A 23,423-nucleotide genomic window follows, 5' to 3' on the forward strand; every position below is an offset into this window, starting at 1 on the left:
TTCTATTAGAGAAAATATACGTCATGGAGTAAGAATAACGTTAAATAAGTTGATACGTAATATTATTGGAAATCCTCCGAGGCGTAAAATGAACATCTTCGAAAATGATTTGGATGCCTTTATTGCGGAGAGTGACCGACTGGGGGGGCCAAATGCACAAGCTTGTCAGGATTACTGGAAGGATTTTACGTATCATCCCAGCCAGCAGCCCGATCAAGGGCTTGATCCTTTCTCGGAAGAGTATGTCGCCCAGCAGGTTGCTTTGTATGAGGAACTATCTGGTCATGCCTATGACGTCGTTCGGGATGAGATTACTGAATTTGAAATAAAAGACCACGTGGAAGGGCCAAATCCCTATAACGAGCATGATCCCGCGACTATGTCAGTTCACATTGATCGCCTTAATTTTGGGATAAGAAACGCTGCTCCTAAATCAGGACATACAGTTCTCGATATGGGTTGCGGCTGGGGGCTATCTTCCGAGTTTTTTGCGTACCTTGGTCTCAAGGTGATCGCCGCGGATATTAACAAACGCTCGATTGAGTTAGTGAACGCAAGAATCGCTCATAAAAATATCATGGATATAACTACTGTTAACGGTACATTTGAAAATGTAATATTAGAAAAACCTGTTGAAATGGCGTTTTTCTACGAATGCCTTCATCATGCCATCAGGCCATGGGTGGTATTCTCAAATCTAAAAAGAAACTTGGTTGATGATGGTAAGATAGTTCTTGCAGGAGAACCCATTAATTCTTTTTGGTGGAAAAATTGGGGTATGCGCCTAGATCCAATTTCTGTGTATTGCATAAGAAAATTTGGCTGGTTTGAGAGTGGTTGGTCACTACCCTTTTTGCGCAAGGCCTTGCTAAAAGCAGGATGCGTTAGCAAAGTTTTTTATCATCCCGATCCGCAGGTGGGTATCAATGTCGTTGGGCAATTTGGGGGATATGAAATCAGTGGTTCCGAAGTTTCTCAAATCATGGACAATGAAGGGTGCAGTGCGGATGAACCGTATCTGATCTTTGGAGCAGATAGTAAGCTTGACCTTGTCATTCCTATAGATTGCTCGATTGCCTATTTGCATATCTGCAATTTCAGAATGAGCCCACTTCAGGTCGAGATCACTTCTGGTGCCGGCTCGATCTGGTCGGGCTACATGCAGAACGGCGAAAACGTCATTCCGGTGCCGTGTAACGGAGAGGATCCAAGACTCACGATCCGAAGTCAGACTTGGTCGCCTGCACAGGATGGGATGTCTCAAGACGACAGGACTCTCGGCGTCCATTTGGCTAAGATACGATTTCAATAGGGCAAACTCCTGATCAACACTGGAGTAAAATGTGCCATTGACGGATTGGACTCGTAACGGTTTTGCGCCGGTCGTCTGAGCGTTTAGAGCTCGCAACAGGAGACCGACGAGATGATGAAGCATTCCGAAGAGTTCAAGCGGGAGGCGGTGCGGATTGCACTGATCGGCGGGTTACCTCGCGACCGGGTCGCGATTTGGAGATAGGGCAGTCGACGCTGGGCAGTTGGGTGTCACAGTATCGGCTATCTGATCTGCTTTCAGCGCCGCAGGCACATTTCGGCGAGAATGAGCGTCTGTGCCTAGAGAACCGTATCCTCAAGGAGGAGAGGGCTTGGTCTGCTGTCGGTTTCGTGGGCACCAAGATTAGGTGTTTATTAGACTGGAGGAAATGCTGCTTTGGATTCGAAGTCGCTTTTCAGCCTGAATGATCATCTGGAGAAATCTAGGCTCAGGACTCATTGATTGATCCAGAAGATGAGGGTTGCTGGATGCAGATGGCGGACATGAAGGTGTGGGCGCATCGATCATAGCTAGTGTGGACGCGCCGCCAGTCCTTGAGCCTGCCGAACATGATCTCGATCTTGTGGCGCTGGCGATAGAGTGCGGCGTCGTGCGCGACTTCAGATGGGTCGTATCGATCATCAATCGGTCGGGCTTACCGCCCTTTGCCGCAAGCCCTGCGAAGATCTTGTTGAACACGCCGAGCCGGCTCCAGCGGATGAACCGGTTGTAGATCGTCTTCGGCGGTCCGTACTCGGCTGGCGCGTCACGCCACCGCAACCCGTTCCTGATCACGAAGATAATGCCGCTGATGATCCTTCGATCGTCGACCCGCGGCACTCCGTGCGACAGCGGGAAATAGGGCTCGATGCGGGTGCTCTGCCACCTGAAAACGGGATCGTTTTGAGGTAGAGTTTTCGGCCTCAGATTTCCTTGGCTGGGCAAGGAGGCGTGGCATGAAGGCATCGAAGTCTACGAGACGCACATCCGCTACGGCTCCCGCCGCGTCTATTACATCCTGCGCCGGGAAGGTTGGGGCGTGAACGCCAAGAAGGTCTACAGGCTTTACAGGGAGTTGGGCCTGCAGCTACGCAACAAGACGCCCAAGCGACGGGTGAAGGCAAAGCTTCGGGAGGATCGTGCGCCAGCGGTCCGGCCGAACGATCTGTGGGCGATGGACTTCGTCCACGATCAACCGGTGACGGGGCGCAAGCTGCGGATCCTGACCGTGGTCGACACGTTCAGCCGGTTCTCGCCGGTGATCGACGCGCGGTTCAGCTACCGCGGAGAGGACGTCGTGGCCACGCTCGATCGGACCTGCCGGAAGGTGGGCTATCCGAAAACCAGGGTAGACAACGGCAGCGAGTTCGTCTCGCGGGACATGGATCTATGGGCTTATCAGAGGGGCGTGACGCTGGACTTCTCGCGGCCTGGCAAGCCGACGGACAATGCCTTCATCGAAGCGTTAAACAGCAAGCTGCGCAGCGAATGCGTGAACACGCACTGGTTCCTGTCGCTGGAAGACGCTTGCGAGAAGCTGGACCGCTGGCGTAGACACTATAACGAAGAGCGACCGCACAGCGCGATCGGGAATATCCCCCCGATCATGCTGGCAAACTCGACCGGGGTCACCAGCCCTCCGGACGCGGGCCAGGCGGAAAACTCTAGACCCGACCGGTCCAAGGTTGGGTAGCAGTGCACTCCGCCGCCGTTCAATTCAGGAGATTCTAGCTGTGCCTGTCCAACAGCGTCTTACGCCCGTCATCCTGTCCGGTGGATCGGGCACGCGGCTGTGGCCGGTGAGTCGGGGCGAGCGGCCCAAGCAATTCATCGCGCTGACCGACGAGCGCACGATGTTCCAGCTCACCCTGGCCCGGATCGCGGGACTGGCCGGTGCGACGGCGCCGGTGATCGTCGGCAATGCCGCGCATGTCGACCTCATCCATGACCAGGGCGACGAGGGCATGACCCTCATCCTCGAGCCGATGGCGCGCAACACCGCGCCTGCCATCGCGCTCGCCGCGATCGCCCTGGAGGAGCAGGACAGCGCGATGCTGGTCATGCCGAGCGACCATGTCATCGCCGACGTCGCCGCCTTCCATGCCGCGATCGCGCGCGCGCGCGATCTCGTCGCGCAGGGCTGGCTGGTGACCTTCGGCATCGAGCCGGATGCGCCGGAGACCGGCTTTGGCTATATCGCGCTCGGTGACGAGCTGGCCGATGGCGTCAGAAAGGTCGCGCGCTTCGTGGAGAAGCCGGACGCCGCGCGCGCAGCGCAGATGCTGGCCGATGGCGGCCATGTCTGGAATGCCGGCATCTTCCTGTTCAGCGCGCGCGCCTATCTGGCAGCACTGGCGCAGCATCAGCCGGCGATGCTGGCTGCGGCCCGCGCGGCGATGGCGGGCGCCAGCCATGGCGGCAACATCATCCAGCCGGCCGCCGAGGCGTTCGCTGCCTGCCCGTCGGACTCGATCGACTATGCGGTAATGGAGCGAGCCGACAAGGTCGCCTGCGCGCCGGTCGCCATGGGCTGGTCGGATGTCGGCAGCTGGGATGCGCTGCATGCGCTCGCCCCCAAGGATGCGGCCAACAATGCACTGCACGGCCCGAGCTATGCGATCGAGGCGACCGGCTGCCTCATCCGCAGCGACGGTCCGCACGTCACCGTCGTCGGCGCCAACGATCTTATCGTCATCGCCACCGGCGACGAGATTCTCATTCTGCCGCGCGGCAAGTCGCAGGACGTCCGCAAGGCTGTCGCTGCGCTGGCGGAACGGGTGTAGCGTTGGGTTTTGCTGCTTACCAGCGTTGGACTGACGGGGGCTTTCAATTACTTCGTTGCTGCCGTCCGGTGCGGCAAATTCGCAAGCGGTTCGGATTAGAGATTTTTTTAGGCCGCATTTTCAACACCCGAGATTCTCAACGAATAATCGTCATGATCTTAGGACTCGAGACTGAGAATGCTGTCGGAAATATCAGTAAATGATTGCAGCCGCTGCACATTGGCGAGCCCAGCTGGATTCGAACCAGCGACCTACCGATTAAAAGTTTGACAATCAAGAGACTCAGGGGACTCAGCCAATCTCATATCTTCCAAAAAAAAGCCTTAAATTCATTATTTAATGACGGATTTCGTCTCGGGCAGTTGCGCCTAGTCATATGCAGTCGTAAACTCAGTGAAACCTTTCGTGGGTGTCGCATGGCAAAGAGAGTACCGGCGCTGACGGCCGTCGCTGTCAACAAACTTAGACCCGATCCTAACAAACGATTGAGCGGGTGGAGGGCGCAGTTCCTGGCCTCAGGCTGCGCGTAAGCCCATCGGGCAACCGCAGCTGGTCCCTCAACGTGCGCGCTAATGGTGTTATGCGACGCTTTAACGTCGGAAACAGTTTTGGCCTTGCAGAAGCCCGTCAGCGGGCAGAAATATTGCGGCGCCAGATCAAGGATGGGGCAGATCCAACAGAAGAATGGCGTGTCAAGCGCGCGCAGGCCGTTGCGGAAAAAAAAGGGGATCGGCACCAGCGACTCGTTCCAAGATCGAAGTGGAAACCAAATGCATAAACAAAATTCAAAATCCACCCAGATCACGGCATCTGTCGAAACTGAGTATCATGCGGAAAACCCTAATATACCGCCCAGCATCATTGTATACTCTGGTTATAGGTCATCTAGTACTTGGTTTTGGTCAAGGTTGCGCAAAAATAGTAGACTTCGGTGTTACTATGAGGTCTTCCATGAAATATTGATTTCAGCATCTCCCGAAATAATACAGAATTTACGGCCTTCGGATTGGCGGTCGCGTCATCCCGACGACGCCCCATATTTGCTCGAATATGCCCCCCTTCTTGGCGAAGGGCCGGGCATTCCGGGATTTCCTATTGCGGAAGAGCCCGGCAGTCGTTTGGTCGGCCGGCAGGGCATTGACGGTCCGCTAGATGAAGACGTTCATGCCTATTTGGAACTACTTTTAAAGTCGGCTTGGGCACAAGGGCAGATACCAGTCATCACCTGCACTCGAATGCTCGCCTTATCCGCCGGGATCAGGCGAAGTTTTCCAAGTTATCACATATTGCTTATCCGAAACCTATTCCGACAATGGAATTCCTATTCCGGCCAGCACCGCACTGGAAACTCTTATTTCCTACACACGCTGTTCCAGACAACATCGTTAGCGGATAGAGTTCCATATATCGCTTATTTGTCATCAATTTTTAAAAAGGAAGACATGGCGTCATTTGATGCGTGGGTCAGTGAAGAAAATTATGATAGGGTTTTTTGTTATTTTATATCTCTGCACATTTACTTATTAATTCACTGCAGCAGAAGTTCTGATCTGATAATAGACGTTAATCGTCTCGCCGAGCCGTCAGGAGCATATCGCCGTGACATAGAATGTGCGATCCATGATGCCGTCAATGTGGAGATCGATTTATCGGATGCCGGAGACGATATCGATTTTCCAAAGCATACACTGCGGTCTGCCAGCTCATGCACACTTTTTCTACAGGGGCTGGTGGCGAAGGCGTGCGTCGTGCTTGGCGCAAATGATGACGAACGATCACTAGCCAACAAGCTGCTGGACGACACGTGGGCTGAGTATGAGCGATTTAGCTACTATACCCGCAGTGCCGCGGACGCATTGAATGTGAGCGCTAATGACGCGCGGAGGACGGAGCTTCGGCTCCTGACTGCAGAGGATCGCGTGAGTGCGGTTGAGCAGGAACGGGACGCACTCGCAGCGGATGCGCAAGAGCATGCTCGCCGGGTCAGCGAAGAACTTGAGGCCGCGAATCGCGCTTTGCAGGAGGCCGCATCCCAAACCGACGGTCTTCGCGCCGACTGCGCCCTGCTTGAAGCCAAGTTGGCAACGCTCAGCGCCGAAAGAAATGCGGCGAATGATCGCGTGAGTGCGGTTGAGCAGGAACGGGACGCACTCGCAGCGGATGCGCAAGAGCATGCTCGCCGGGTCAGCGAAGAACTTGAGGCCGCGAATCGCGCTTTGCAGGAGGCCGCATCCCAAACCGACGGTCTTCGCGCCGACTGCGCCCTGCTTGAAGCCAAGTTGGTGAGCCTCGAGGCAGAATTAGACGAGACGCACGCCTCGCTAGGGCGTGAATCGATCGAAAAAAATGACTTGGCTGTCGAACGCCACCGACTTTACGAAGAACTGAGGCTAGAAGGTGGACCGATGGCGCTACGTCGCGTGTTGCCACTCGCCAGAATATTACGGCCAATCATCCGCTTCCTTGGCAAAGTTAAGTGGAGATTCTGAGGGTCCGTTTGAATATTGTCAGGGATGGTTGTTCGAGGCGGCATGAGGCCGCCGCCTAGCGCCTGCCTTGGAGGCATCGAGGCGTTGTTCGAGGCTACGGAACCGGCATTTCCAGCGGATCATACAGCCGAAGATCCGCTCGTTGATTCAGCATCTCGGCGCCGCCTTTCTGCCTGCGCTTTCCCCACAAAGGACAACCAAAGTTGGGAGTTTGGTCCGATGCAGCACTGGGGTAATCAGCCCGCTGGCGCACCCTCGCCTGGAGCGTGAAACCTTAGTGAAACCCATCCTGTCAATCTCATCGCCATAAAGTCATCGCATCGCGATTAACTCATTTGAACCGCCCCGGGATTGCCGAAGGCCCCAACTCCTGAGAGGAAGGGGCTACGATGAGCAAGACGACGAACAAGTTTGCGCCGGAGGTTCGTGAGCGGGCAGTCCGCATGGTGCTGGACCACGAAGGCGACCATCCATCCCGCTGGGCGGCGATCACATCCATTGCCGAGAAGATCGGCTGTTCGCGCCACACGCTGCTCGAGTGGGTGAAGAAGGCCGAGGTCAACAGCGGCAAGCGCGCCGGCGTTCCCACCGATGTGGCTGACAAGCTGAAGGCGCTGGAGCGCGAGAACCGCGAGCTGCGCCAGGCCAACGAGATCCTACGCAAGGCATCTGCGTATTTTGCCCAGGCGGAGCTCGACCGCCCGTTCAGGCGATGATCGCGTTCATCGACGAGCATCGCGGTGACTATGGGGTCGAGCCGATCTGCCGGGTTCTGCCGATCGCCCCATCCACCTGTCATGAGCATCTGGCGCAGCGGCGCGATCCGTCGCGCCAGTCACCACGTGCCCAGCATGACGAGGCGATGAAGCCCGAGGTTCGGCACGTGTTCGACGCCAACTTCAAGGTCTACGGCGTGCGCAAGGTGTGGCGACAGCTGCGGCGTGAAGGCTTCGACATCGCCCGATGCACGGTGGAGCGGTTGATGCGCGATCTTGGCTTGCAGGGCGTGATCCGCGGCAAGCCGGTGCGCACGACGATGAGCGACAAGACCGCGCCTTGCCCGCTCGACCAGGTGAACCGGCAGTTCCATGCCCCGGCGCCGAACAGGCTGTGGGTCTCGGACTTCACCTAAGTCGCAACGTGGTCGGGGTTCGTCTACGTCGCCTTCGTGATCGACGTCTATGCCCGCTATATCGTGGGCTGGCGGGTGAGCAGGACGGCGCACGCCAGCTTCGTTCTCGATGCCCTCGAGCAGGCGATCCATTATCGGCGCCCTGTCCATCGTGGGGGCCTGATCCACCACAGCGACCGCGGCAGCCAATACGTCTCGATCAAGTATACCGAGCCCCTTGCTGAAGCTGGGATCGAGCCATCGGTAGGCAGCGTAGGCGACAGCTACGATAACGCTTTGGCTGAGACGATAAACGGCCTTTACAAGGCCGAGGTGATCCACCGGCGGGGGCCGTGGCGATCCTTTGAGGCCGTTGAATACGCCACGCTCGAATGGGTGGACTGGTTCAACAACCGCCGGCTGCTCGCGCCCATCGGCAATATATCGCCCGTTGAAGCCGAGGAATGCTACTACGCCAGGCTGGACGACACTCCCATGGCCGCACAATTTAAGCCGAATGGCCTCCGGCAATCCCGGGGCGGTTCAGAGCGACCGCACAGCGCGATCGGGAATATCCCCCCGATCATGCTGGCAAACCCGACCGGGGTCACCAGCCCTCCGGACGCGGGCCAGGCGGAAAACTCTAGACCCGACCGGTCCAAGGTTGGGTAGCAGTGCAGAAGGAGCCGGACTCTACCTCTGACTGGTAACAATCAGGGGCGCACGTCAGTAACGACGACTCTCGTCCAAATGCATGATCAACATTCTTTTTCGGTACGTATGGTTTTCGGATTGGGCCGTTGGCAAATGACTTATCGGAGAAGGGAAATCAGAAAAGCCTGATCTCCAGCCTCTCGTCAGCTCAGAGCATATCGTAGCACTCCAGCGCACGATCGATATCGTCAAACACGGTCCCCGTTCCCTCGTGAAGCACGACGGCACGATTACAGTAGCTGCGGATGATCTCGGGGCTATGAGAAGCGAGGATCAGCGACCGGTCGGCGCGCTTATCGAAGAGCTGGTAATGGCATTTGCGCTGAAAATCCTGATCGCCCACCATGATGACTTCATCGATCAGATAACATTCGAACTCAATCGCCAAGGAGAGGGCGAAGGCCAGCCTCGCTCTCATGCCTGAGGAATAGGTCTTTACGGGCATTTTGAGCTGGACGCCCAGCTCCGAAAAGTCCTCCACGAAATCTCGCAATTCGGTATATTCTCGACCGTAGATGCGGGAGATGAAACGAGCATTGTCATAACCGGTCAAGGCCCCTTGGAAGCCCCCAGTAAAGCCGAGCGGCCATGACAAGGTCATCCCTCTTTCCACGCGACCGGACGTCGGAAGCTCAACTCCGCCGAGCAGTTTGATCAAAGTCGATTTGCCCGAACCATTGCGCCCCAGCAACCCGATCCTCTCGCCGCGCCCGACAGTCATGTTTATCCCTTTGAGGACATGCTTCTGGCCATGTCCGAGCGGATAGAATTTGTGGACGTCCTTACAGATGATCATTCGACCGTCAGCCTTCTCCTGACGCGCCGGCATAACGCCAGTCCAATGGCCGAGCAGATCATTGCGACAACCAGCACCACAGAAACATCATAATAAGGATAGACCGCATCACCGAAGAGGCCATAACGGATCATCTCCATGGCCGACACAAACGGTGACCAGAGCATATAGGGTCGCGCGGCTGCCGGTAGCCACTCAACCATGTTGAAGGTGCCAGAGAACGGAATCATGATGTAGGTCGCGACCGGCAATACCTTCTCCAGCACTTCGGAGAACTCAGAGAGAGGCGCAATAATCAAGCATAACGACAGTGTAAAAATGGAATATAGAAGCCAGCCTGCAAGCAAAAACCCCATCGATTTCGGTGCGGGAAATAAGCCAAAAAAGTGCAAAACGGTAGCAATGAAAGTAAAAGCAAGCATTGCTCCGATCATTTCTATGAGGAATCTCACGATCAGAAAATCAAATATCGTAATTTGTCTATGATATAAAAGGCTCGAGTTGACCTCGAATACCTTAATGCAGCGAGTAACCGCGTGCCGGAAAAGCGTCAGTGGGATGTAGCCGCTGATGACGAATACGATGATGTCGACACCATGCTCTTCCGGCCCCTTCATGGCACGCCAAGTAATGGCAACCAAGCCCGCAAAAAGCAGAGGTTCGACCATCACCCAGAGGAAACCGATATTTTCGCGGCCGAAGCGCGTATTGAGTTCGCGTATCATGAGAGCCTGGATGACTCTTCTCTGCACGCGCCAACTTTCAACTAAGTTGGACATCGCTCAACGATCCGGCGAATGTTCGAGAACGCCGACCACGAGCATCCAGCCGATGAAATAGAGGCAAAGCGCCGTACCGAAGATCGTCAGCATCATGTTGAGCCGGTTAGGGAAGCGCGACATATCCGGCGCTGTGGGCTCGACGACCCGTTCCAGATAGAACTGCTGACGTTGCGCTTCGGCCCGCGCCTGCTCGAGAGAAGCGTTGGCGGCAGTCAATGTCTGCGCGGCGAACTCCTGCTCCATAGCAAGCGCTTCATAGCCGCCCAGCTTGGAGGAAATGGCAGACTGATTGCCAACAACGCGGCCGCTCTGGATGGCGCTTTGACCAGCCAGCGCTTGAATTTGTCGGCGCAATGCGGGGATGGAGGGGTTTTTCGGCGCCATGCGCTCCATGGTCTCCAGGCGTGCCTGCAAAGCCGCTTGTTCTGCAGCCAGCTTGTTCGCCATTTCCAGAACTCCGCCCGCCTGCTTGGCCGGATCGAGCAGGCGTTCTTCGTTGCGATATTCCGTCATGGCAATCCGCGCTGTTTTGACACGCGTCTCTGCCTCGATGACTCTTTTCCTGGCTTCGGAGATCGCGTTGTCGCGCGCCTTCGCGTTCAAACGATTGACTAGCTGTTCGCTCTGATCGAGCAGGAGCAGGTTGATCTTTCGGGCGTCCTGCGGCGTAAAGGCGCGCACGCTGAGGATAGCGAGGCCGGATTCCTGATCGGTATGAACGCTGATCATATCTCCGTAATAGCGATACAGATTCTCGAACCGATCCGATCGGAACGGCGCTGGATAACGGCCGAGAAAGTCCAAGCTGGGGAGCTGATACAGCGTCCGGATTGGAATAGTCTTCGCGAGTTGTGTCAACGCGTCCCGAGACTTGATATAGCTGATCACTTCGCTCGTCTGTTCCTGTCCCGCCGACAGGCCGGTGGTCTGTAGCAGACTGGCGAGCGGCGACACTGCGGACTGGGAGCGGCTTTGGCTTTTTACGATAAATCTCGATTCCGAGATAAATTGATCGGCGGCGAAAAGGTAATAATATAATCCCGCGGCAAGCGTGGGCAGAAGTACAAACATAAGAAACGGGTTTTTTTTTAGGATTCTCGAGACTAGACTCGGACCTCTTCCCTGACTTGCTGCATCTACTTTTAAACTTTGCAGAAACATATCGCGCACTAGCCTATTATTTTTGCTGATCGTTCCACGCGATCGCTGTTGTCATCTCAGAAAAGAGCTTGGTAGTTCGTGGAACTACATTGCCAGTCGCTCGACGCCAACCCGCAGAAAACTGCTTGCACTTGCAGGCGATCGCAATGCAACAGATTCCTTCTTCTGTTTTGCTCGCTCGTGACCAAGCCTCACCACCGGACAACCTCAGAGAACTGTAAGCTGCGCAATAGCAGCAAAAAAGTTTCCACCCCAATCCGCGATCGCGTTTGTGTGGCCGTTATTTCCTTGGTCAGATTCCAGGGTGGTGTCAACGTCGGGATGGCGGCATAAAAGATGAACAAAGTGGGTAAGGGCATTGTCTCCGGGTGACGCCGCTTCGTCGACATAATTGAACGATCGATCGCTATTGAATGATTTCAATCAGTGCGAAATCGAGACTTTACGAGCTCGGCGGCAAAGCTTGGAGCGCGCCGGTCGAAGGGAAAACGGCGCAAAAACTCAATCCTGCAGCGGTTGGCCGCGGACGAATATCCTTTATGCCGCTGATGGCATACCTGGATGACGTCCATAAGTTCCCGTTTTCCGATCACGCCGTATTCGACGGCCGCGAGCAGTTCCTCAAAGGCGGGAAAGTCCATCTGTTCTGCCAAGGCAAATATGCCATGGACTCCGAAATGAGCAGCGTCATCTGGTTCGCGCTCGCGCGCAAAACGACGGGCGATCGCTCGATCCGCGATGCGGATCCCGGCAGTTTCCAGCCCTTGCCGGTTGACCTGGGCAATGCAGAGATCCTCTGGATGCGATCGCCGAAACCAAGGCTGTGTACCGATTTCCAGCAATTTCCGTGAGCGGAGTGAAAAGCCGCCATTGCCGACGTCTCGGCCTGGCGGGTGGTTCACCCAAGGGGCGCCTATATAGTCGAAATCAAGAAATTCATCGGTCCAGGATGAGGCGTCCACGATCGAGCTATCCCACTGAACCACAAGCGCGAAGTCGGTCTCGACGTGATTGAAAAGATTTGTGAGGATGAATTCGCTATAGCTCTGGGCACTGTCCAAGCAATGAATTGGCACGTGCTTGATCTCGTGTCGAGATTGTCGTTTGAGCGGCTGGCTGCTCAGGAGCAGTGCGCTCGCAAAGTCGGTCTGATCCAAGCATCTTTCAAGGGCCCGGAGCGTTGCCTCAAGGGCGATGTCGCTCGCGGCGCAGAGAGTGACGTTATGAAGCGCGAGTTTGCCCATGGCGAGGCTGCATAAACAGTAGGGCGGGGAGGTCAATCGCAGTCCACGCACGTGGCCTCTTTCGGATCGAATGCGCGAGCATCTTCCGCTATCCCTCGTTCCGAGAGAGGTCGGTTGCCATCCCATGCGCAGGCATTGGGCGCACTGGTATGTATGATGTAATTGGACAAGCTGGCGGTGCCGAAATAACGGAACCAAATGCTGCATCGGAATGACAGTTCGATTGGTCCCACCTCCAGCTTTCTCCTCGACGTTAGTCGTCTCGTTTGGCGCGCCTGGGAGGGCAAGCAGCCGACCGGCATTGATCGGACTTGCCTTGCTTATGTCACGCATTTCGGTGCGCGGGCCCAAGCGGTGGTACAACGAGGCAGTTCGACTCTCGTCATGCCTGCCGCTGCCTCCCAGCAGCTGTTCCATATGCTTGCCATGCCAAGCGCTGATACCAAAGCGAAACTGATGCGGTTGGTTGCGGGGGGCTTCCTGTTCCGTCGCCGCGGCGACCTGTCCGGCCAGATATACCTCAACGTCGGTCACACTGGTCTGGACAAGCCGGGCCATAGCGAGTGGATACAGCGCACCGGCGTGATGCCGTTCTATTTCGTTCACGATCTCATTCCGCTTACGCATCCCGAATATTGCCGTCCGGGCGAGCCGGAAAAGCATTTACGCCGCATGACGGCATTGCTGAGCCTTGGCACGGGCGTCATCGCCAACAGCCGCGAGACATTGAACGAATTGGCCGTCTTCGCGGGGTTGCAACAGGCGCTTCATATGCCGCCCGGCCTCGTCGCGCCACTAGGCGTCGGCAAGGCGCTCGGCGCAGCGACAAAGGCTGACGGCGTTACGTTGCCGGGCCGGCCCTATTTCGTAATGCTTGGCACGATCGAGGGGCGCAAGAACCACCTTCTCATACTCAACATCTGGGCCGAGATGGCCCGCCGCCTAGGGACGGCATGCCCGCAACTCGTTGTGATTGGCCAACGCGGCTGGGAGAGCGAGCAGGCCTGCGACATGCTCGATCGCAGCGAAGCAATTCGGGGCCATGTAATAGAACTGTCGCGCTGCGACGACGTTCAGCTTGCGGCTTACATGAGCAATGCGCGGGGGTTGCTCTTTCCCTCATTTGTCGAAGGCTATGGTCTGCCGTTGGTCGAGGCACTTGCTGCCGGCACGCCAGTGATTGCCAGCGATCTCAGCGTTTTCCGTGAGCTCGCCGGAGACATTCCCGATTATATCAGCCCCATCGATGGCCTTGGCTGGTCAAAGGCGGTCGAAGCTTATGCCCACGAAGAAAGCCTCGCGCGTGCAGCCCAGATCGCGCGCATGGTAGGCTGGAGCCCGCCACGCTGGGAGGATCATTTCGTGCGGGTCGATCGCTGGCTGGCGCAGTTCAGCCTTGCGCGGCGCCAAGCGCCGGCCGCCAATGGCTGACTCTATCGCCCACCAAGCGCTCCAGAGCTGAATCGACAAGCGTATTTGTCGCCGATTCACTGGCGAGGCCGCCATAGATCAGGCAGCGATCGTACAGCACGCGGCGGAATGCGTCGAACACAGCTGCCTCCGGTACCTGAGGGCGAAGCCAGAAATCGTCTAGCCGACCTGATGGGTAAGGCCCGGCATGTTGTAGATCGCCTCGCCCAGTGCGATCGTCGGAACCCCGGCTGCGAGGGACAATGTCGATGACGTGTTGTTAACGGTAACGAAGCCCCGCGCACCCGCGGCCAGTGCGGTCAAATTGCCGCCACGGATATGAGTGATCCGGTCGCCGGCACCGAGACTGCGCGCCAGCGAATCGATGTGATTTCGCCAGTTCGTCATGCTCGCGTCGAGCGGATGCTCCTTGACCAGTGGTAAGACGTCCTGGGAGGCTCGGCGCGCGAAGCTCGTGAGCACATATTGGACGGCTTCAGCCATGTCCTGGAAAGGCAAATGCTCGCGGATCTGGAAGTCGTCGGACAGCTGGAGCGAGAACAGAAAGAAAGGCCGCTCGCCGATCTCGGCGACCACCCGGTCGGCAAGCGCCAGTTCACTTTTCTCCATCACAAACTTGCGCGCCCACCCCAGGAATTCAAACGTGAGCGAACTCCTGAGATGCGATCGGTAGAAGGGAAAAGTCGGATCGAACTGGACATAAGAATAGTAGCGGAACGCGTCGCGGGCGCGGCGCTTGAAACTCGCGGTGATCGGCGGGCGGTTGAGAAGGGGCGGGAGACCCCGCGCTTCCTCCAGGAACCAGTTGGGATCAAGCCGCAGCGAGGAGAAGCCGTTACGCCGTTCTGCTCAAGCGTCATCCAATCTGGCCGGATATAACCTTCCTCGAAGACGTGGACATCGATCTTCCGTAATCCCGCCAGCGGTGCGCGGCCATGTGCATCGGCCGGCAATCGCCGAACAAAACCACATCCGTGATGCGCATTATCGGGATCAGGCGCGCGCAGTGATACAGCGCGGCGGAGTGAGCGTCATTTCATCGCTCGCTTTTTCCGATGCACTGTTCGAGATACTCGGGGAGCAGGGCCGGGAGGACCTCGCTCCTCGCCTTAATGCTTTGCTCTGGCGTGGTCTCGGATCCGTGATGGCCAACCAAGTGCGGCCGGGCAATTACGCCGGTAGCATCTATCTCAATGTCGGCCATACCGGCCTCGACAAGCCTGCTCACGCCCGGTGGCTGGAGCGATCGGCGGTCCGCCCGGTCTATTTCGTCCACGACCTCATTCCGCTGCCGCATCCGGAATATTGCCGGCCGGGCGAGCCGCAAAAGCATCTGCGCCGCATGACGGCATTACTGGAGCGTGCCGTGGGCGTGATCGGCAACAGCCGCGACACCCTCAACGAACTGGCGGTCTTTGCCGGACTCCAGCATTCGCTGGGCATGGCGCCGACACTGGTGGCGCCGCTCGGGGCCGAGATGAGTGCCGCCAATTCAGGGCCGGAGCCGACGCCGCACCTGCCGCTCCCCGGCCGCCCCCATTTCGTAATGCTGGGCACCATCGCGGGGCGCAAAAACCACCTCTTGACGTTGACCATCGGGGCCGAGCTCGCTCGCCGGCCGAGCGCGGCCTGTCCGCAACTGGTCATCATCGGCAAGCGCGGCTGGGAGAGCGAGCAGACCGTCGACATGTTCGAGCGGAGCGAGGCGATCCGCTGTCATGTCATCGAGCTTTCGCGCTGCCACGATGCAACGCTCAGCGCCTATATGCGCGGTGCGCGTGCCTTGCTCTTTCCCTCCTTCGTGGAGGGCATGGCCTGCCTCTAGTCGAGGCTTTCGCATGTGGAACACCGGTAATCGCGAGTGACCTGAACTGGCTGGCAATATCCCGGACTATCTTAGCCCAATCGATGGTCTCGGCTGGCAACGCGCCATTGAGGATTACGCCCAAGCTGACTGCGCCGCGCGCAACGCACAACTCATCCGCATGGCGGGCTGGTAAGCACCGACCTGGGAAGCTCATTTCGCCAAGGTCGATCGCTGGCTCGACGAGATCGTGGCTATTCCGCAGCAACCAAAGTAGAGGCCCAGCGGCTGACGCGGTCGCCGACCAGTCGCTCCATTGCGGATTCGACCAGGATCGTCGTCGCCGTCTCGCTGGCGAGGCCGCCATAGATGAGGCAGCGATCGTAGAGCACGCGGCGAAAGGCGTCGAATACGGCTGGCTTGGGGGGCTGCCCGCGCGTCCAGAAATCGTCCAGCCTCCCCTGATAGGTGAGACCGGATATGTTGTAGATCGCCTTACCGAGCGCCATCGTCGGTATACCCGCGGTCAGCGCCAGGGTGGCCGAGGTGCTGTTGACCGTCACCATGCCGCGGGCGCCATCAGTCAGTTGGGCGATGTCGCCGCCCGAAATGCGCATCACGCGGTCGGCGACGCCGGCCCTGCGCGCGAGGCGCTCGACCCGGGCGTTCCAGTTGACGAAGCGCGCATCGAGCGGATGCTCCTTGACCAGCAGGCGCGTATTGGTCGGTGCCCGCCGCGCGAAGCTGTACAGCACATATTCGAATGCCTCTTCCATGTCCGTGAAGGGGCTGTGCTCGCGGATCTGGAAGTCGGTCGAAAGCTGGAGCGGAAACAGGAAATAGGGCGTCTCGTGCAAGATCGAGAGAACCCGCTCGACATGCGCCGCTTCCTTTTTCTCCTGCGTGAATTTGTGGAGCCAGGCGAATCCCTCCATCACCACCGAGCCTTTGCGGTGCGAGCGATAGAAAGGATAGAGCGGGCGGCTGAGCCAGGTGCGTGAATAATAGCGCCAGGCATCCCGCGCGCGCCGATTGAAGCTCGCCGTGATCGGCGGCCGGTCGGGCAGGGGCGGTAGCAACTTGGCCTCTTCGAGATACCAGTCCGGATCGCGCGAGAGGGAGCTGTTGCCGTTGACGCCGCTTGGCTCCAGCGTCAGCCAGTCGGGGCGGATATAGCCTTCCTCGAATACATGGACGTCGATCTTACGGAGCTGCGCCATGCGATGCGCGGCCATGTGCAGCGGCCGGCAGTCGCCGAAGAGGACCACGTCGGTGATCGCGTTGTCGTTGAGGAACCGGTCGATGAACAAGGTCCAGCGCTTGCGGCTGCCGCGATAATCGGTTGCGTCGCCGAGCCAGTCGGCCGCGTCGCCGCCGTTGAGATTGATCCGGAAAATGCCGCACTCCAGTGTGCGTAACCGTTCAGCCAGCTGCCAGAAAAATGGCCCTGGCGGTCCCTGCAAAAACAGAAAGTTTCGGTGCGCTATGGGTTGGAACTTCATCGCATTCCCACAAATTGCGCCGCAGCGCGTTTCGCCCACCCAACCAACCGTCGCAAGGGAACTAGTGCAACATTTTGGCGCTGAACACCAGAGAGCAAACGCATCGTCAATATTTCTGCAGTGCAGGGCAAATTGGTCACAGGATCGAGGTAGCGCGGGTAGCGCAGCAGCACTGCGGCGACCAACGCGTCGAGCGAAAGTGCCTTGCCCCGGCCGGCTGGCGGCGCGCCCAGATCGCGTGTGAGGCCCCATCCGGCGAAGAAGGGCGTCCCGTGCGTGGTCACGGCCTTGCCCTGCAGCAGCGCCTCGAACCCGGCCAGCGAGGTGATCACATGCACCTCGTCCACCATGGCGATGAGCGCGCTGATCGGGCTGGCGGGGTCGATTGCATCGGCATAGTCCAGCGCCGTGCGCGCGGGGATCGCGCCGCGCCGGTGTCCGGCCTCGACGTCGGGATGCGGGCGATAGACGATCCAGGCATCCGGCGCCTGCGCGCGGACCCGCTGCAACAGTTGCAGGTTGGTGCGCACTTCGCCGCCGCCGAAGATCATCGAGCGATCATCCTCCACCTGGCCGACAACGAGCAGATGCCGCCGATCGCCGCCCTCGCGCGGCAGCGGGGTTCCGGTGCCGATGCCATATTTGCTGACGCCCTCACGGACCAGCCAGTCGCGCAGCCGCCCGGCGCGGGCGAGATCGTCCGGCGAGGGATCGTTCTCGCCGAGCATCCGGGTCAGCCGGTTGGGACGCGCCGGGTCGTAATGGACGCCGAGGTCATCGACGATGATCGAGAGCGGCGGCACACAGTCCGCGCCGAGCCCGGCCGAGCGGATGAACCCGTCCTCCACTTCGAGGATGGGCCGGGGGCCGGCTTCCAGCTCGGCGAGAAAGGATGCCGGGACGCGCGCTTTCCAGACGGCGACCGACGCACCCTGCGGCAAGGCCCTGAGCGCCGCGCCGGTCGCCGCCCTGAACGGCACCGGCGTGCCTGCCCAGAGCAGCGGATCAACTGTGTCCCGCTTCCAGTGCGCAAAGCCGAACGCCGCGCCGATGGGACGATTGGCCTCGATCAAGGCGCGCCAGCCTCCGAGCGTCTCGATGAGAGCCAGCGGGCTGACCGGCGCCCCGGTGAAGGGATCGGCATAGGCGACATCCTCGAGCAGGTGTCGCAAAACGAGGGTCTCGATCGTTCGTTCCGCCTCGGCGGACCCGGGGGTAAGCTCATGCAGAGCCGCGAAAGCGCCATCGCCGCGGACCAGGGCAGGCCTGCCGGCGATCGCGCCGAGCAGCAGCCGGGAATCGTCGCCAGCAGCCTCCACGGGCGTGTCCCTCGCCGACCAGACATCGTCCGGATGCCAGAAACTCCCGCCGGCGCGATGACGACGCATCGCCGCGACGAGGGCGCCTGGCGATATGTCAGGCGCGGTACCCGGAGTGGCGCGCACGACCTCATGTCCCTTCGCACCGGGAAAGGGGGGCACCGCGAAGATCGCACGGGCAATCGCGCTCATGGCCGCCGCACCTTCTCGACCCAGCCGGTCGGTGGAAAGGGGAGGGCGGCGAGCGAACCGTTCTGCATCGCGTCGATGGCCTGATTGATCCAGGGGGCGAGGATGCGCATGTCCGGGTTGTGGCGGCTATTCTCGCCGGTCACAAGGCTGGAAGAATGCCCGTAGGCCGAAAACAGATCGTCGCCGCTCCCCAGCGGAATGATCGGGTCGAGGCTGCCCTCGATGATCACGACCGGCACGGTGAGCGCCTTGAGCGCCGCGAGATTGTCCCACCGATCGGGAACGAAGCTGCGCCAGAAGCGCGGCAATGCGTCGGTCACGCTGGTGAAGGCGCTCATCGCAATGATGCCGGCGACATGGCCATCCGCTGCGCCGGCGCGAAGGGCCACGGCCGATCCGATCGAATGACCGACCAGCCAGACTCGCGCGTTCGGTCCCGCCATTGCCCGCGCCCGCGCGATGAAGGCCGCCGCGTCGCGCGTCATGCCTGCTTCGCTCAGGTGTCCGGGATTGCCGCGAAAACCCCGATAGGACGCGACCAGCACGGCATTGCCGGCACCGGCGAGATATTGCGCGGCTTCGGCAGCGCGCAGGGCGTTCCAGTTACGGCCGTGGAAGAAGACATAGATGTCCGGATCGGCCGGTGCGCCGGGCCAGTAATAGCCGGCCAGATCGAGCCCGTCGTCCGTCCGGACAGTGATCGCCTCCGGTGGCGCCTGGACCCAGGAGACGGACGCCGGTGGGGTGCTCCGCGGTGAATAGAGCATCTGCCGGGAGAGCGAACAGCCGCCGAGCGAAAGGCTCGCCGCAATCGCGAGGGGCAGCATCGCGCGCCGGTGTCGCGCGCCGATCCTCCTGCATGCAGTCATGCGATGGACCTAGCCCGTGTCGCGCTGGCGGAGAATTCCTTCGACGAGGCTGATGTCACTTGGATTGTTGACCTCGACGATGGGATAGCCCTGTTCCTCCAGCACCAGCACACTCACCGGCACGCCGGCGACGAGGAAGCGCAGCTGTTCCAGGCCCTCCACGGTCTCCAGCATCGTCGCGCCGGCCGCCACATAGCGCTCGAGCGCTGCACGGCGATAGGCATAGAGTCCGAGATGGAGCAGCACCGGCATGTCCGCATCGGGCATCCGGCCCTCCGGCAGATAGGGCAGGATGCGCTTGGAGAAATAGAGCGCATTGCCGGCGCCATCGAGCACCACTGTGGTGCCGCCCACGCGCCCTTGCGCCGCATCTTCGGCGAGATGGCGGAACGTCTCCGCCGAGCAGCGCACCGCGATCGTTCCGACCTGCGCGTGCGGGTTGGCATGCATATGATCGATCAGTGCGGCGACGAAGGCGGGCGGGGTCAGCAGAGCATCGCCCTGGAAGTTGACCAGCAGATCGGCCTGCGGCAGCCGGTCGAGGCAGGCGGCGATCCGCTCCGTGCCGTTGGCGCAGCTTTCCGGCGTCATCAGCCATGCGCCGCCAAACCCGTCGACCGCGTCGGCAATCCGGCCGTCATCTGTCGCGACGAACACACCTTGTGTGCCGATCACGGCGCTGGCTGCCTCGTAGCTCCACTGGATCAGCGGTTTGGTGGCACCATCGGGGCCGGCAATGGCCATCAGCGGCTTGCCGGGAAAGCGGCTGGAGGCATAGCGCGCCGGGATAATGATGACGGTCCCGGTGTCGCCGGGGGCAGGGCTATCGGTCATAGCCTGTGCCGTCATCCAATCGACGCGAGAACGCAAGTCCACAGATCACGGGGTGATCAGGATCAGGGGACCAGGTCGTGGATGTGCGCGATGGCGATCGGTGTCGAGGGATCGCCGACTTCGGTGACGAACAGCACGGTGATCTTGGCGTTGTTCATCAGGGTCAGCACTTCCTCGACCGGCGTGCCGCTGGGCACGGTGATCGGGTCGCGCGTCATGATGTCGATGGCGCGGGCGGTCAGCACATGGTCGAAGGCTCGGCGCAAGTCACCGTCGGTGATGATGCCGATCAGCGCCCCGTCCTCGCCGATCACGCCGGCGACGCCCTTTCCGCCCGAGGTCATCTCGAAGACGATGTCGCGCATCGGCGCGTGCCAGCTTACCAGCGGCAACGGTTCGTCGAGATCGATCACATCGTCGACCGGCGCGATGCGCGATCCGATCTCGCCGCCCGGATGCCATTGCGCGATGTCGGTGCGGGTCAGGCCCTTTCGCTGCATGACGGCGAGGGCGAGCGCATCGCCCAGAGCCAGCATCATCGTGGTCGAGGTCGTTGGGGCAATCCGCACCGGGCAGGCTTCCTGCGCATCGGGCAACTGCAGCACGATGTCGGACGCGCGCGCGAGTGGCGAGTTCAGCTTGGAGACGATGCCGATCACCGGCACGCCCTGGCGTCGCGCATAAGCCAGCAGCGGGCGCAGCTCGCGCGAGAAGCCGCTGTTGGAGAGGACGAGCAGCAGGTCGCCTGTGGTGACCATGCCGAGATCGCCATGTGCGGCCTCGCTCGCATGGAGGAAGAAGGAGGCAGTGCCCGTGGCCGCGAAGGTGGCGGCAACCTTGCGACCGATATGCCCGGATTTGCCGACGCCTGTGACGATGACGCGCCGCTCGACGGTTAGAATCGCATGGACGGCATCGACAAAGCCATCGTCGACCGACGCAGCCAGATCCATGAGGCCACGTGCTTCCTGAAGAATGGCTGAGCGCCCCGCTTCAAGTGTGGTTGCCTGGTCCTCTAGGGACCGGCCCGCTGCACGATGGTGAAGTGTCGCCATCTGTTTGAAGCTCCCTGCTTGACCGTGTGGCTAATCCCGCCGCTTTGGTTAATCAAGGCAATTTTGCGTCGCAGCAATTCATCGCAGGTGCGGCTCCGCTTATCTATGCTGCGCAGTATAACAAGCTGCGGAGCTAAGGTTTCGGGGCCTTTGCTTCGTCTATCTCCTTTGCGCCCACCCGGCTCTGATCACGCGCCGTGCGGAACTCCGCACTCGGGTACCAGTTGGGCCAGACATCGCTGTTCGCCAGTTCGCGACCGATTCGATAATAGATCTGGAGATCCTGAACGGCGCCCGCCCAGTTCCAGTGCGGATCATATTCGTCCTGCGGCTTGTGGTAGCGATTGGTGACATAATCCTCGGCGGCGGCATGACCGGCCGCCACGCCGCCGTTGATCATGTCCTCGCCGCTCTCGGCATAGACCATCGGCACACCGAGCTTGGCGAAGCTGAAATGGTCGGAGCGATAGAAGCTCCCTTTCTCCGGGGTTGCCTCGGGGACGACGATGCGGCCTTCGTCCCTCACCGCGCGGTTGAGGAAGGCTTCCAGCTCCGACTTACCGCCGCCCACGATCGTCACGTCATGCGTCGGCCCGAAGACGTTGAGCCCGTCCATATTGACTCCGCCCACTGTCTTGCCGAGCGGATAGACCGGGTTCCTGGCATAATATTCCGAGCCGAGCAGGCCGCTTTCCTCCGCCGTCACGGAGAGGAACAGCATCGAGCGGCCGGCCGCACCCGCCTTCACTTGCGCCTGGGCGAGGGCGATGAGGCCGGCCGTGCCGCTCGCATTGTCGAGCGCGCCGTTGCAGATGTCGTCTCCCTTGACCGGCTCGCAACGCCCGAGATGATCCCAGTGGGCCGAATAGAGCACATATTCTCCCGGTCGCGTCTTGCCGGGCAGAATGCCGATGATGTTCCTGGAGGCCTGCCGGCGGATCTTGTTGTCGAAGGCGATGCTGGCGGTAAGGCCGAGCGGCACCGCCCTGAAACCGGGGCGCTTGGCCGCGTCGGAGAGCGCGGCGAAGTCCTTGCCCGCGGCGGCGAAGGTCGCCTTGGCGGCGTCGAGCGTGATCCAGCCGATCGCCTTGCTCTGGTCCATGTGATTATTGGGGGCGTCGATGCCGAGCTGCGGCCCGGTCCAGGAGGAGACGACCACACCCCATGGATAGGCGGCCGGGAAGGTGTCGTGGACGATGATCGCCGCCGCCGCGCCCTGCCGCGCCGCTTCCTCGAACTTGTAGGTCCAGCGGCCATAATAGGTCATTGCGCGGCCGTTGAAGGGGCCGTCCAGTCCCTGCATCTCATAATCGGGATCGTTGATCAGGATGACGACCGTCTTCCCGTGCACGTCGATCCCGGCATAGTCGTTCCAGCCTTTCTCCGGCGCGTTGATGCCATAGCCGACGAATATCATCTCGCTGTCGCGCACCTCGCTATGTGGCACGACCTGATAGGTGCCGACGACCATGTCGGTCTTGTAGGCGAAATGCAGCGGCCTGGTCCCGCCGGCGATGTCGAGCGCCATGTCCGGGCTGTGGGTCAGCTCGACCAGCGGCACGTCCTGCGTCCAGCTGCCCTTGTTGCCGGGCTTGAGGCCGGCTTTCTTCATCTGGTCGATGATGTAGGCGACGGTCTTGGTCTCGGCCGGCGTGGTCGGCGCGCGCCCCTCGAAAGCATTGGAGGAAAGGACGCGCGTGACGGTCTTGAGGGTCGTCACGTTGATCGGCGCCGCCTTGGCGGACGGCGGCAGCGTGAAGGAGAGGCTGGGCGGCGTCGGACTGGGAGCAGGCGTCGCGGCCGGCGCTGGCGTGGGCCGGACCGCGTCCCCCTGGGTGCGGCAGGCAGTCAGCGCCAAAGCGGATGAAATGAGGACAAGCAGGCCGGCTGCGCGCATCGGGGGATCCTGTCGTGAAAAGCAAAGCTTGTCGGCGTGATGGCATTCCGCCGGGAGGAGTTCAAGCGGCGCGGCGGCCGTCCATTTCATCGCCCGGGCGTGCTTGCGGTGCGCGCGTCGGCGTGTTT

At 59.9% G+C, this 23,423-nt stretch carries 16 protein-coding genes, 4 pseudogenes and 1 other annotated feature; of the genes and pseudogenes, 7 read left to right on the top strand and 13 right to left on the bottom strand.

Translation table 11 applies throughout. The annotated features are described in order from the left end of the window. Nucleotides 1-88: 88 nt before the first annotated feature. Nucleotides 89-1,312 (top strand): class I SAM-dependent methyltransferase, encoded by a 1,224-nt coding sequence (locus KK488_RS11250; RefSeq protein WP_214623567.1) that lies wholly within the window; start codon nucleotides 89-91, stop codon nucleotides 1,310-1,312. 455 nt (nucleotides 1,313-1,767) lie between these two features. On the opposite strand, the pseudogene KK488_RS11255 reads toward KK488_RS11250, so the two are convergent. Next, nucleotides 1,768-2,239 (bottom strand): annotated as a pseudogene (locus KK488_RS11255) (transposase). A 40-nt stretch (nucleotides 2,240-2,279) separates the two neighbouring features. Between KK488_RS11255 and KK488_RS11260 the strand changes: the two are divergent. The 3 genes and pseudogenes from KK488_RS11260 to KK488_RS21810 all read left to right on the top strand — a co-directional run. Continuing rightward, nucleotides 2,280-3,005, top strand: a pseudogene (locus KK488_RS11260) (IS3 family transposase); the annotation flags it as partial. Between the two features lie 40 nt (nucleotides 3,006-3,045). Then, a complete protein-coding gene (locus tag KK488_RS11265; protein WP_214623569.1) occupies nucleotides 3,046-4,095 on the top strand; it encodes a mannose-1-phosphate guanylyltransferase/mannose-6-phosphate isomerase in 1,050 nt (349 codons plus the stop codon). A gap of 562 nt (nucleotides 4,096-4,657) precedes the next feature. Beyond that, the gene (locus KK488_RS21810) at nucleotides 4,658-4,873 is read left to right on the top strand and encodes a hypothetical protein (protein WP_432653849.1); all 216 of its coding nucleotides are present in this window, start codon (nucleotides 4,658-4,660) and stop codon (nucleotides 4,871-4,873) included. 1,053 nt (nucleotides 4,874-5,926) lie between these two features. Here the strand turns inward: KK488_RS21810 and KK488_RS21815 are convergent. Further along, the gene (locus KK488_RS21815; RefSeq protein ID WP_214623572.1) at nucleotides 5,927-6,373 is read right to left on the bottom strand and encodes a DUF3011 domain-containing protein; all 447 of its coding nucleotides are present in this window, start codon (nucleotides 6,371-6,373) and stop codon (nucleotides 5,927-5,929) included. A gap of 600 nt (nucleotides 6,374-6,973) precedes the next feature. Between KK488_RS21815 and KK488_RS11280 the strand changes: the two are divergent. After that, a pseudogene (locus KK488_RS11280) lies at nucleotides 6,974-8,199 on the top strand (IS3 family transposase); the annotation flags it as partial. Then, nucleotides 7,255-7,371 (top strand) — a sequence feature (AL1L pseudoknot). It overlaps the preceding pseudogene by 117 nt. 358 nt (nucleotides 8,200-8,557) lie before the next feature. Here the strand turns inward: KK488_RS11280 and KK488_RS11285 are convergent. The 4 genes from KK488_RS11285 to KK488_RS11300 all read right to left on the bottom strand — a co-directional run bounded on the left by KK488_RS11285 (nucleotide 8,558) and on the right by KK488_RS11300 (nucleotide 12,392). After that, nucleotides 8,558-9,205 (bottom strand): ABC transporter ATP-binding protein, encoded by a 648-nt coding sequence (locus KK488_RS11285; protein WP_214623574.1) that lies wholly within the window; start codon nucleotides 9,203-9,205, stop codon nucleotides 8,558-8,560. After that, entirely contained in the window at nucleotides 9,202-9,930 is a 729-nt protein-coding gene (locus KK488_RS11290; protein WP_250890296.1) for an ABC transporter permease, read from the bottom strand. The genes KK488_RS11285 and KK488_RS11290 overlap by 4 nt, the downstream gene beginning before the upstream one ends. 57 nt (nucleotides 9,931-9,987) lie before the next feature. After that, nucleotides 9,988-11,058: a KpsE/RkpR family capsule polysaccharide export protein gene (locus KK488_RS11295; protein ID WP_250890298.1), complete on the bottom strand. Its 1,071-nt coding sequence runs from the start codon at nucleotides 11,056-11,058 to the stop codon at nucleotides 9,988-9,990. Nucleotides 11,059-11,567: 509 nt separating this feature from the next. Continuing rightward, nucleotides 11,568-12,392: a DUF5672 family protein gene (locus KK488_RS11300; protein WP_214623580.1), complete on the bottom strand. Its 825-nt coding sequence runs from the start codon at nucleotides 12,390-12,392 to the stop codon at nucleotides 11,568-11,570. A gap of 198 nt (nucleotides 12,393-12,590) precedes the next feature. On the opposite strand from KK488_RS11300, the gene KK488_RS11305 reads away from it, so the two are divergent. Continuing rightward, complete coding sequence (locus KK488_RS11305) at nucleotides 12,591-13,823, top strand: glycosyltransferase family 4 protein (protein WP_214623581.1); 1,233 nt, start codon at nucleotides 12,591-12,593, stop codon at nucleotides 13,821-13,823. Nucleotides 13,824-13,982: 159 nt separating this feature from the next. Here KK488_RS11305 and KK488_RS11310 read toward each other — a convergent pair. Then, nucleotides 13,983-14,683 (bottom strand): annotated as a pseudogene (locus KK488_RS11310) (capsular polysaccharide export protein, LipB/KpsS family). 284 nt (nucleotides 14,684-14,967) lie between these two features. On the opposite strand from KK488_RS11310, the gene KK488_RS21700 reads away from it, so the two are divergent. Then, complete coding sequence (locus tag KK488_RS21700) at nucleotides 14,968-15,648, top strand: glycosyltransferase family protein (protein WP_214623587.1); 681 nt, start codon at nucleotides 14,968-14,970, stop codon at nucleotides 15,646-15,648. A gap of 233 nt (nucleotides 15,649-15,881) precedes the next feature. On the opposite strand, the gene KK488_RS11325 is transcribed toward KK488_RS21700, so the two are convergent. From KK488_RS11325 to KK488_RS11350, 6 genes are all read right to left on the bottom strand, one after another. Continuing rightward, nucleotides 15,882-17,090, bottom strand: a complete 1,209-nt coding sequence (locus KK488_RS11325) for a capsule polysaccharide biogenesis protein (RefSeq protein WP_250890303.1) — start codon at nucleotides 17,088-17,090, stop codon at nucleotides 15,882-15,884. 35 nt (nucleotides 17,091-17,125) lie between these two features. After that, nucleotides 17,126-18,640 (bottom strand): capsular polysaccharide export protein, LipB/KpsS family, encoded by a 1,515-nt coding sequence (locus KK488_RS11330; RefSeq protein ID WP_214623589.1) that lies wholly within the window; start codon nucleotides 18,638-18,640, stop codon nucleotides 17,126-17,128. Further along, nucleotides 18,637-19,509 carry an alpha/beta hydrolase gene (locus KK488_RS11335; protein WP_214623591.1) on the bottom strand — a complete coding sequence of 291 codons (873 nt, stop codon included), beginning with the start codon at nucleotides 19,507-19,509 and terminating at the stop codon, nucleotides 18,637-18,639. The genes KK488_RS11330 and KK488_RS11335 overlap by 4 nt, the downstream gene beginning before the upstream one ends. Before the next feature lie 9 nt (nucleotides 19,510-19,518). Next, nucleotides 19,519-20,343, bottom strand: a complete 825-nt coding sequence (locus KK488_RS11340) for a 3-deoxy-manno-octulosonate cytidylyltransferase family protein (protein ID WP_214623593.1) — start codon at nucleotides 20,341-20,343, stop codon at nucleotides 19,519-19,521. Nucleotides 20,344-20,405: 62 nt separating this feature from the next. Continuing rightward, nucleotides 20,406-21,296 (bottom strand): KpsF/GutQ family sugar-phosphate isomerase, encoded by an 891-nt coding sequence (locus KK488_RS11345; RefSeq protein ID WP_250890305.1) that lies wholly within the window; start codon nucleotides 21,294-21,296, stop codon nucleotides 20,406-20,408. 235 nt (nucleotides 21,297-21,531) lie between these two features. Then, nucleotides 21,532-23,295, bottom strand: coding sequence for a M28 family metallopeptidase (locus KK488_RS11350; protein ID WP_214623597.1), 1,764 nt, complete (start codon nucleotides 23,293-23,295; stop codon nucleotides 21,532-21,534). Nucleotides 23,296-23,423: the final 128 nt, after the last annotated feature.

The organism is Sphingobium nicotianae (genome assembly GCF_018603885.1).
In the GTDB taxonomy this organism is placed as follows: Bacteria; Pseudomonadota; Alphaproteobacteria; order Sphingomonadales; family Sphingomonadaceae; genus Sphingobium; species Sphingobium nicotianae.

What these genes read in the sequence shown, in the direction of transcription:
- KK488_RS11250 (WP_214623567.1), top strand. Translation starts at nt 89, where the DNA reads ATGAACATCTTCGAAAATGATTTGGATGCCTTTATTGCGGAGAGTGAC.
- KK488_RS11285 (WP_214623574.1), bottom strand. Translation starts at nt 9,205, where the DNA reads ATGATCATCTGTAAGGACGTCCACAAATTCTATCCGCTCGGACATGGC.
- KK488_RS11290 (WP_250890296.1), bottom strand. Translation starts at nt 9,930, where the DNA reads ATGATACGCGAACTCAATACGCGCTTCGGCCGCGAAAATATCGGTTTC.
- KK488_RS11295 (WP_250890298.1), bottom strand. Translation starts at nt 11,058, where the DNA reads ATGTTTGTACTTCTGCCCACGCTTGCCGCGGGATTATATTATTACCTT.
- KK488_RS11300 (WP_214623580.1), bottom strand. Translation starts at nt 12,392, where the DNA reads ATGGGCAAACTCGCGCTTCATAACGTCACTCTCTGCGCCGCGAGCGAC.
- KK488_RS11305 (WP_214623581.1), top strand. Translation starts at nt 12,591, where the DNA reads ATGCTGCATCGGAATGACAGTTCGATTGGTCCCACCTCCAGCTTTCTC.
- KK488_RS21700 (WP_214623587.1), top strand. Translation starts at nt 14,968, where the DNA reads ATGGCCAACCAAGTGCGGCCGGGCAATTACGCCGGTAGCATCTATCTC.
- KK488_RS11330 (WP_214623589.1), bottom strand. Translation starts at nt 18,640, where the DNA reads ATGAGCGCGATTGCCCGTGCGATCTTCGCGGTGCCCCCCTTTCCCGGT.
- KK488_RS11335 (WP_214623591.1), bottom strand. Translation starts at nt 19,509, where the DNA reads ATGACTGCATGCAGGAGGATCGGCGCGCGACACCGGCGCGCGATGCTG.
- KK488_RS11340 (WP_214623593.1), bottom strand. Translation starts at nt 20,343, where the DNA reads ATGACCGATAGCCCTGCCCCCGGCGACACCGGGACCGTCATCATTATC.
- KK488_RS11345 (WP_250890305.1), bottom strand. Translation starts at nt 21,296, where the DNA reads ATGGATCTGGCTGCGTCGGTCGACGATGGCTTTGTCGATGCCGTCCAT.
- KK488_RS11350 (WP_214623597.1), bottom strand. Translation starts at nt 23,295, where the DNA reads ATGCGCGCAGCCGGCCTGCTTGTCCTCATTTCATCCGCTTTGGCGCTG.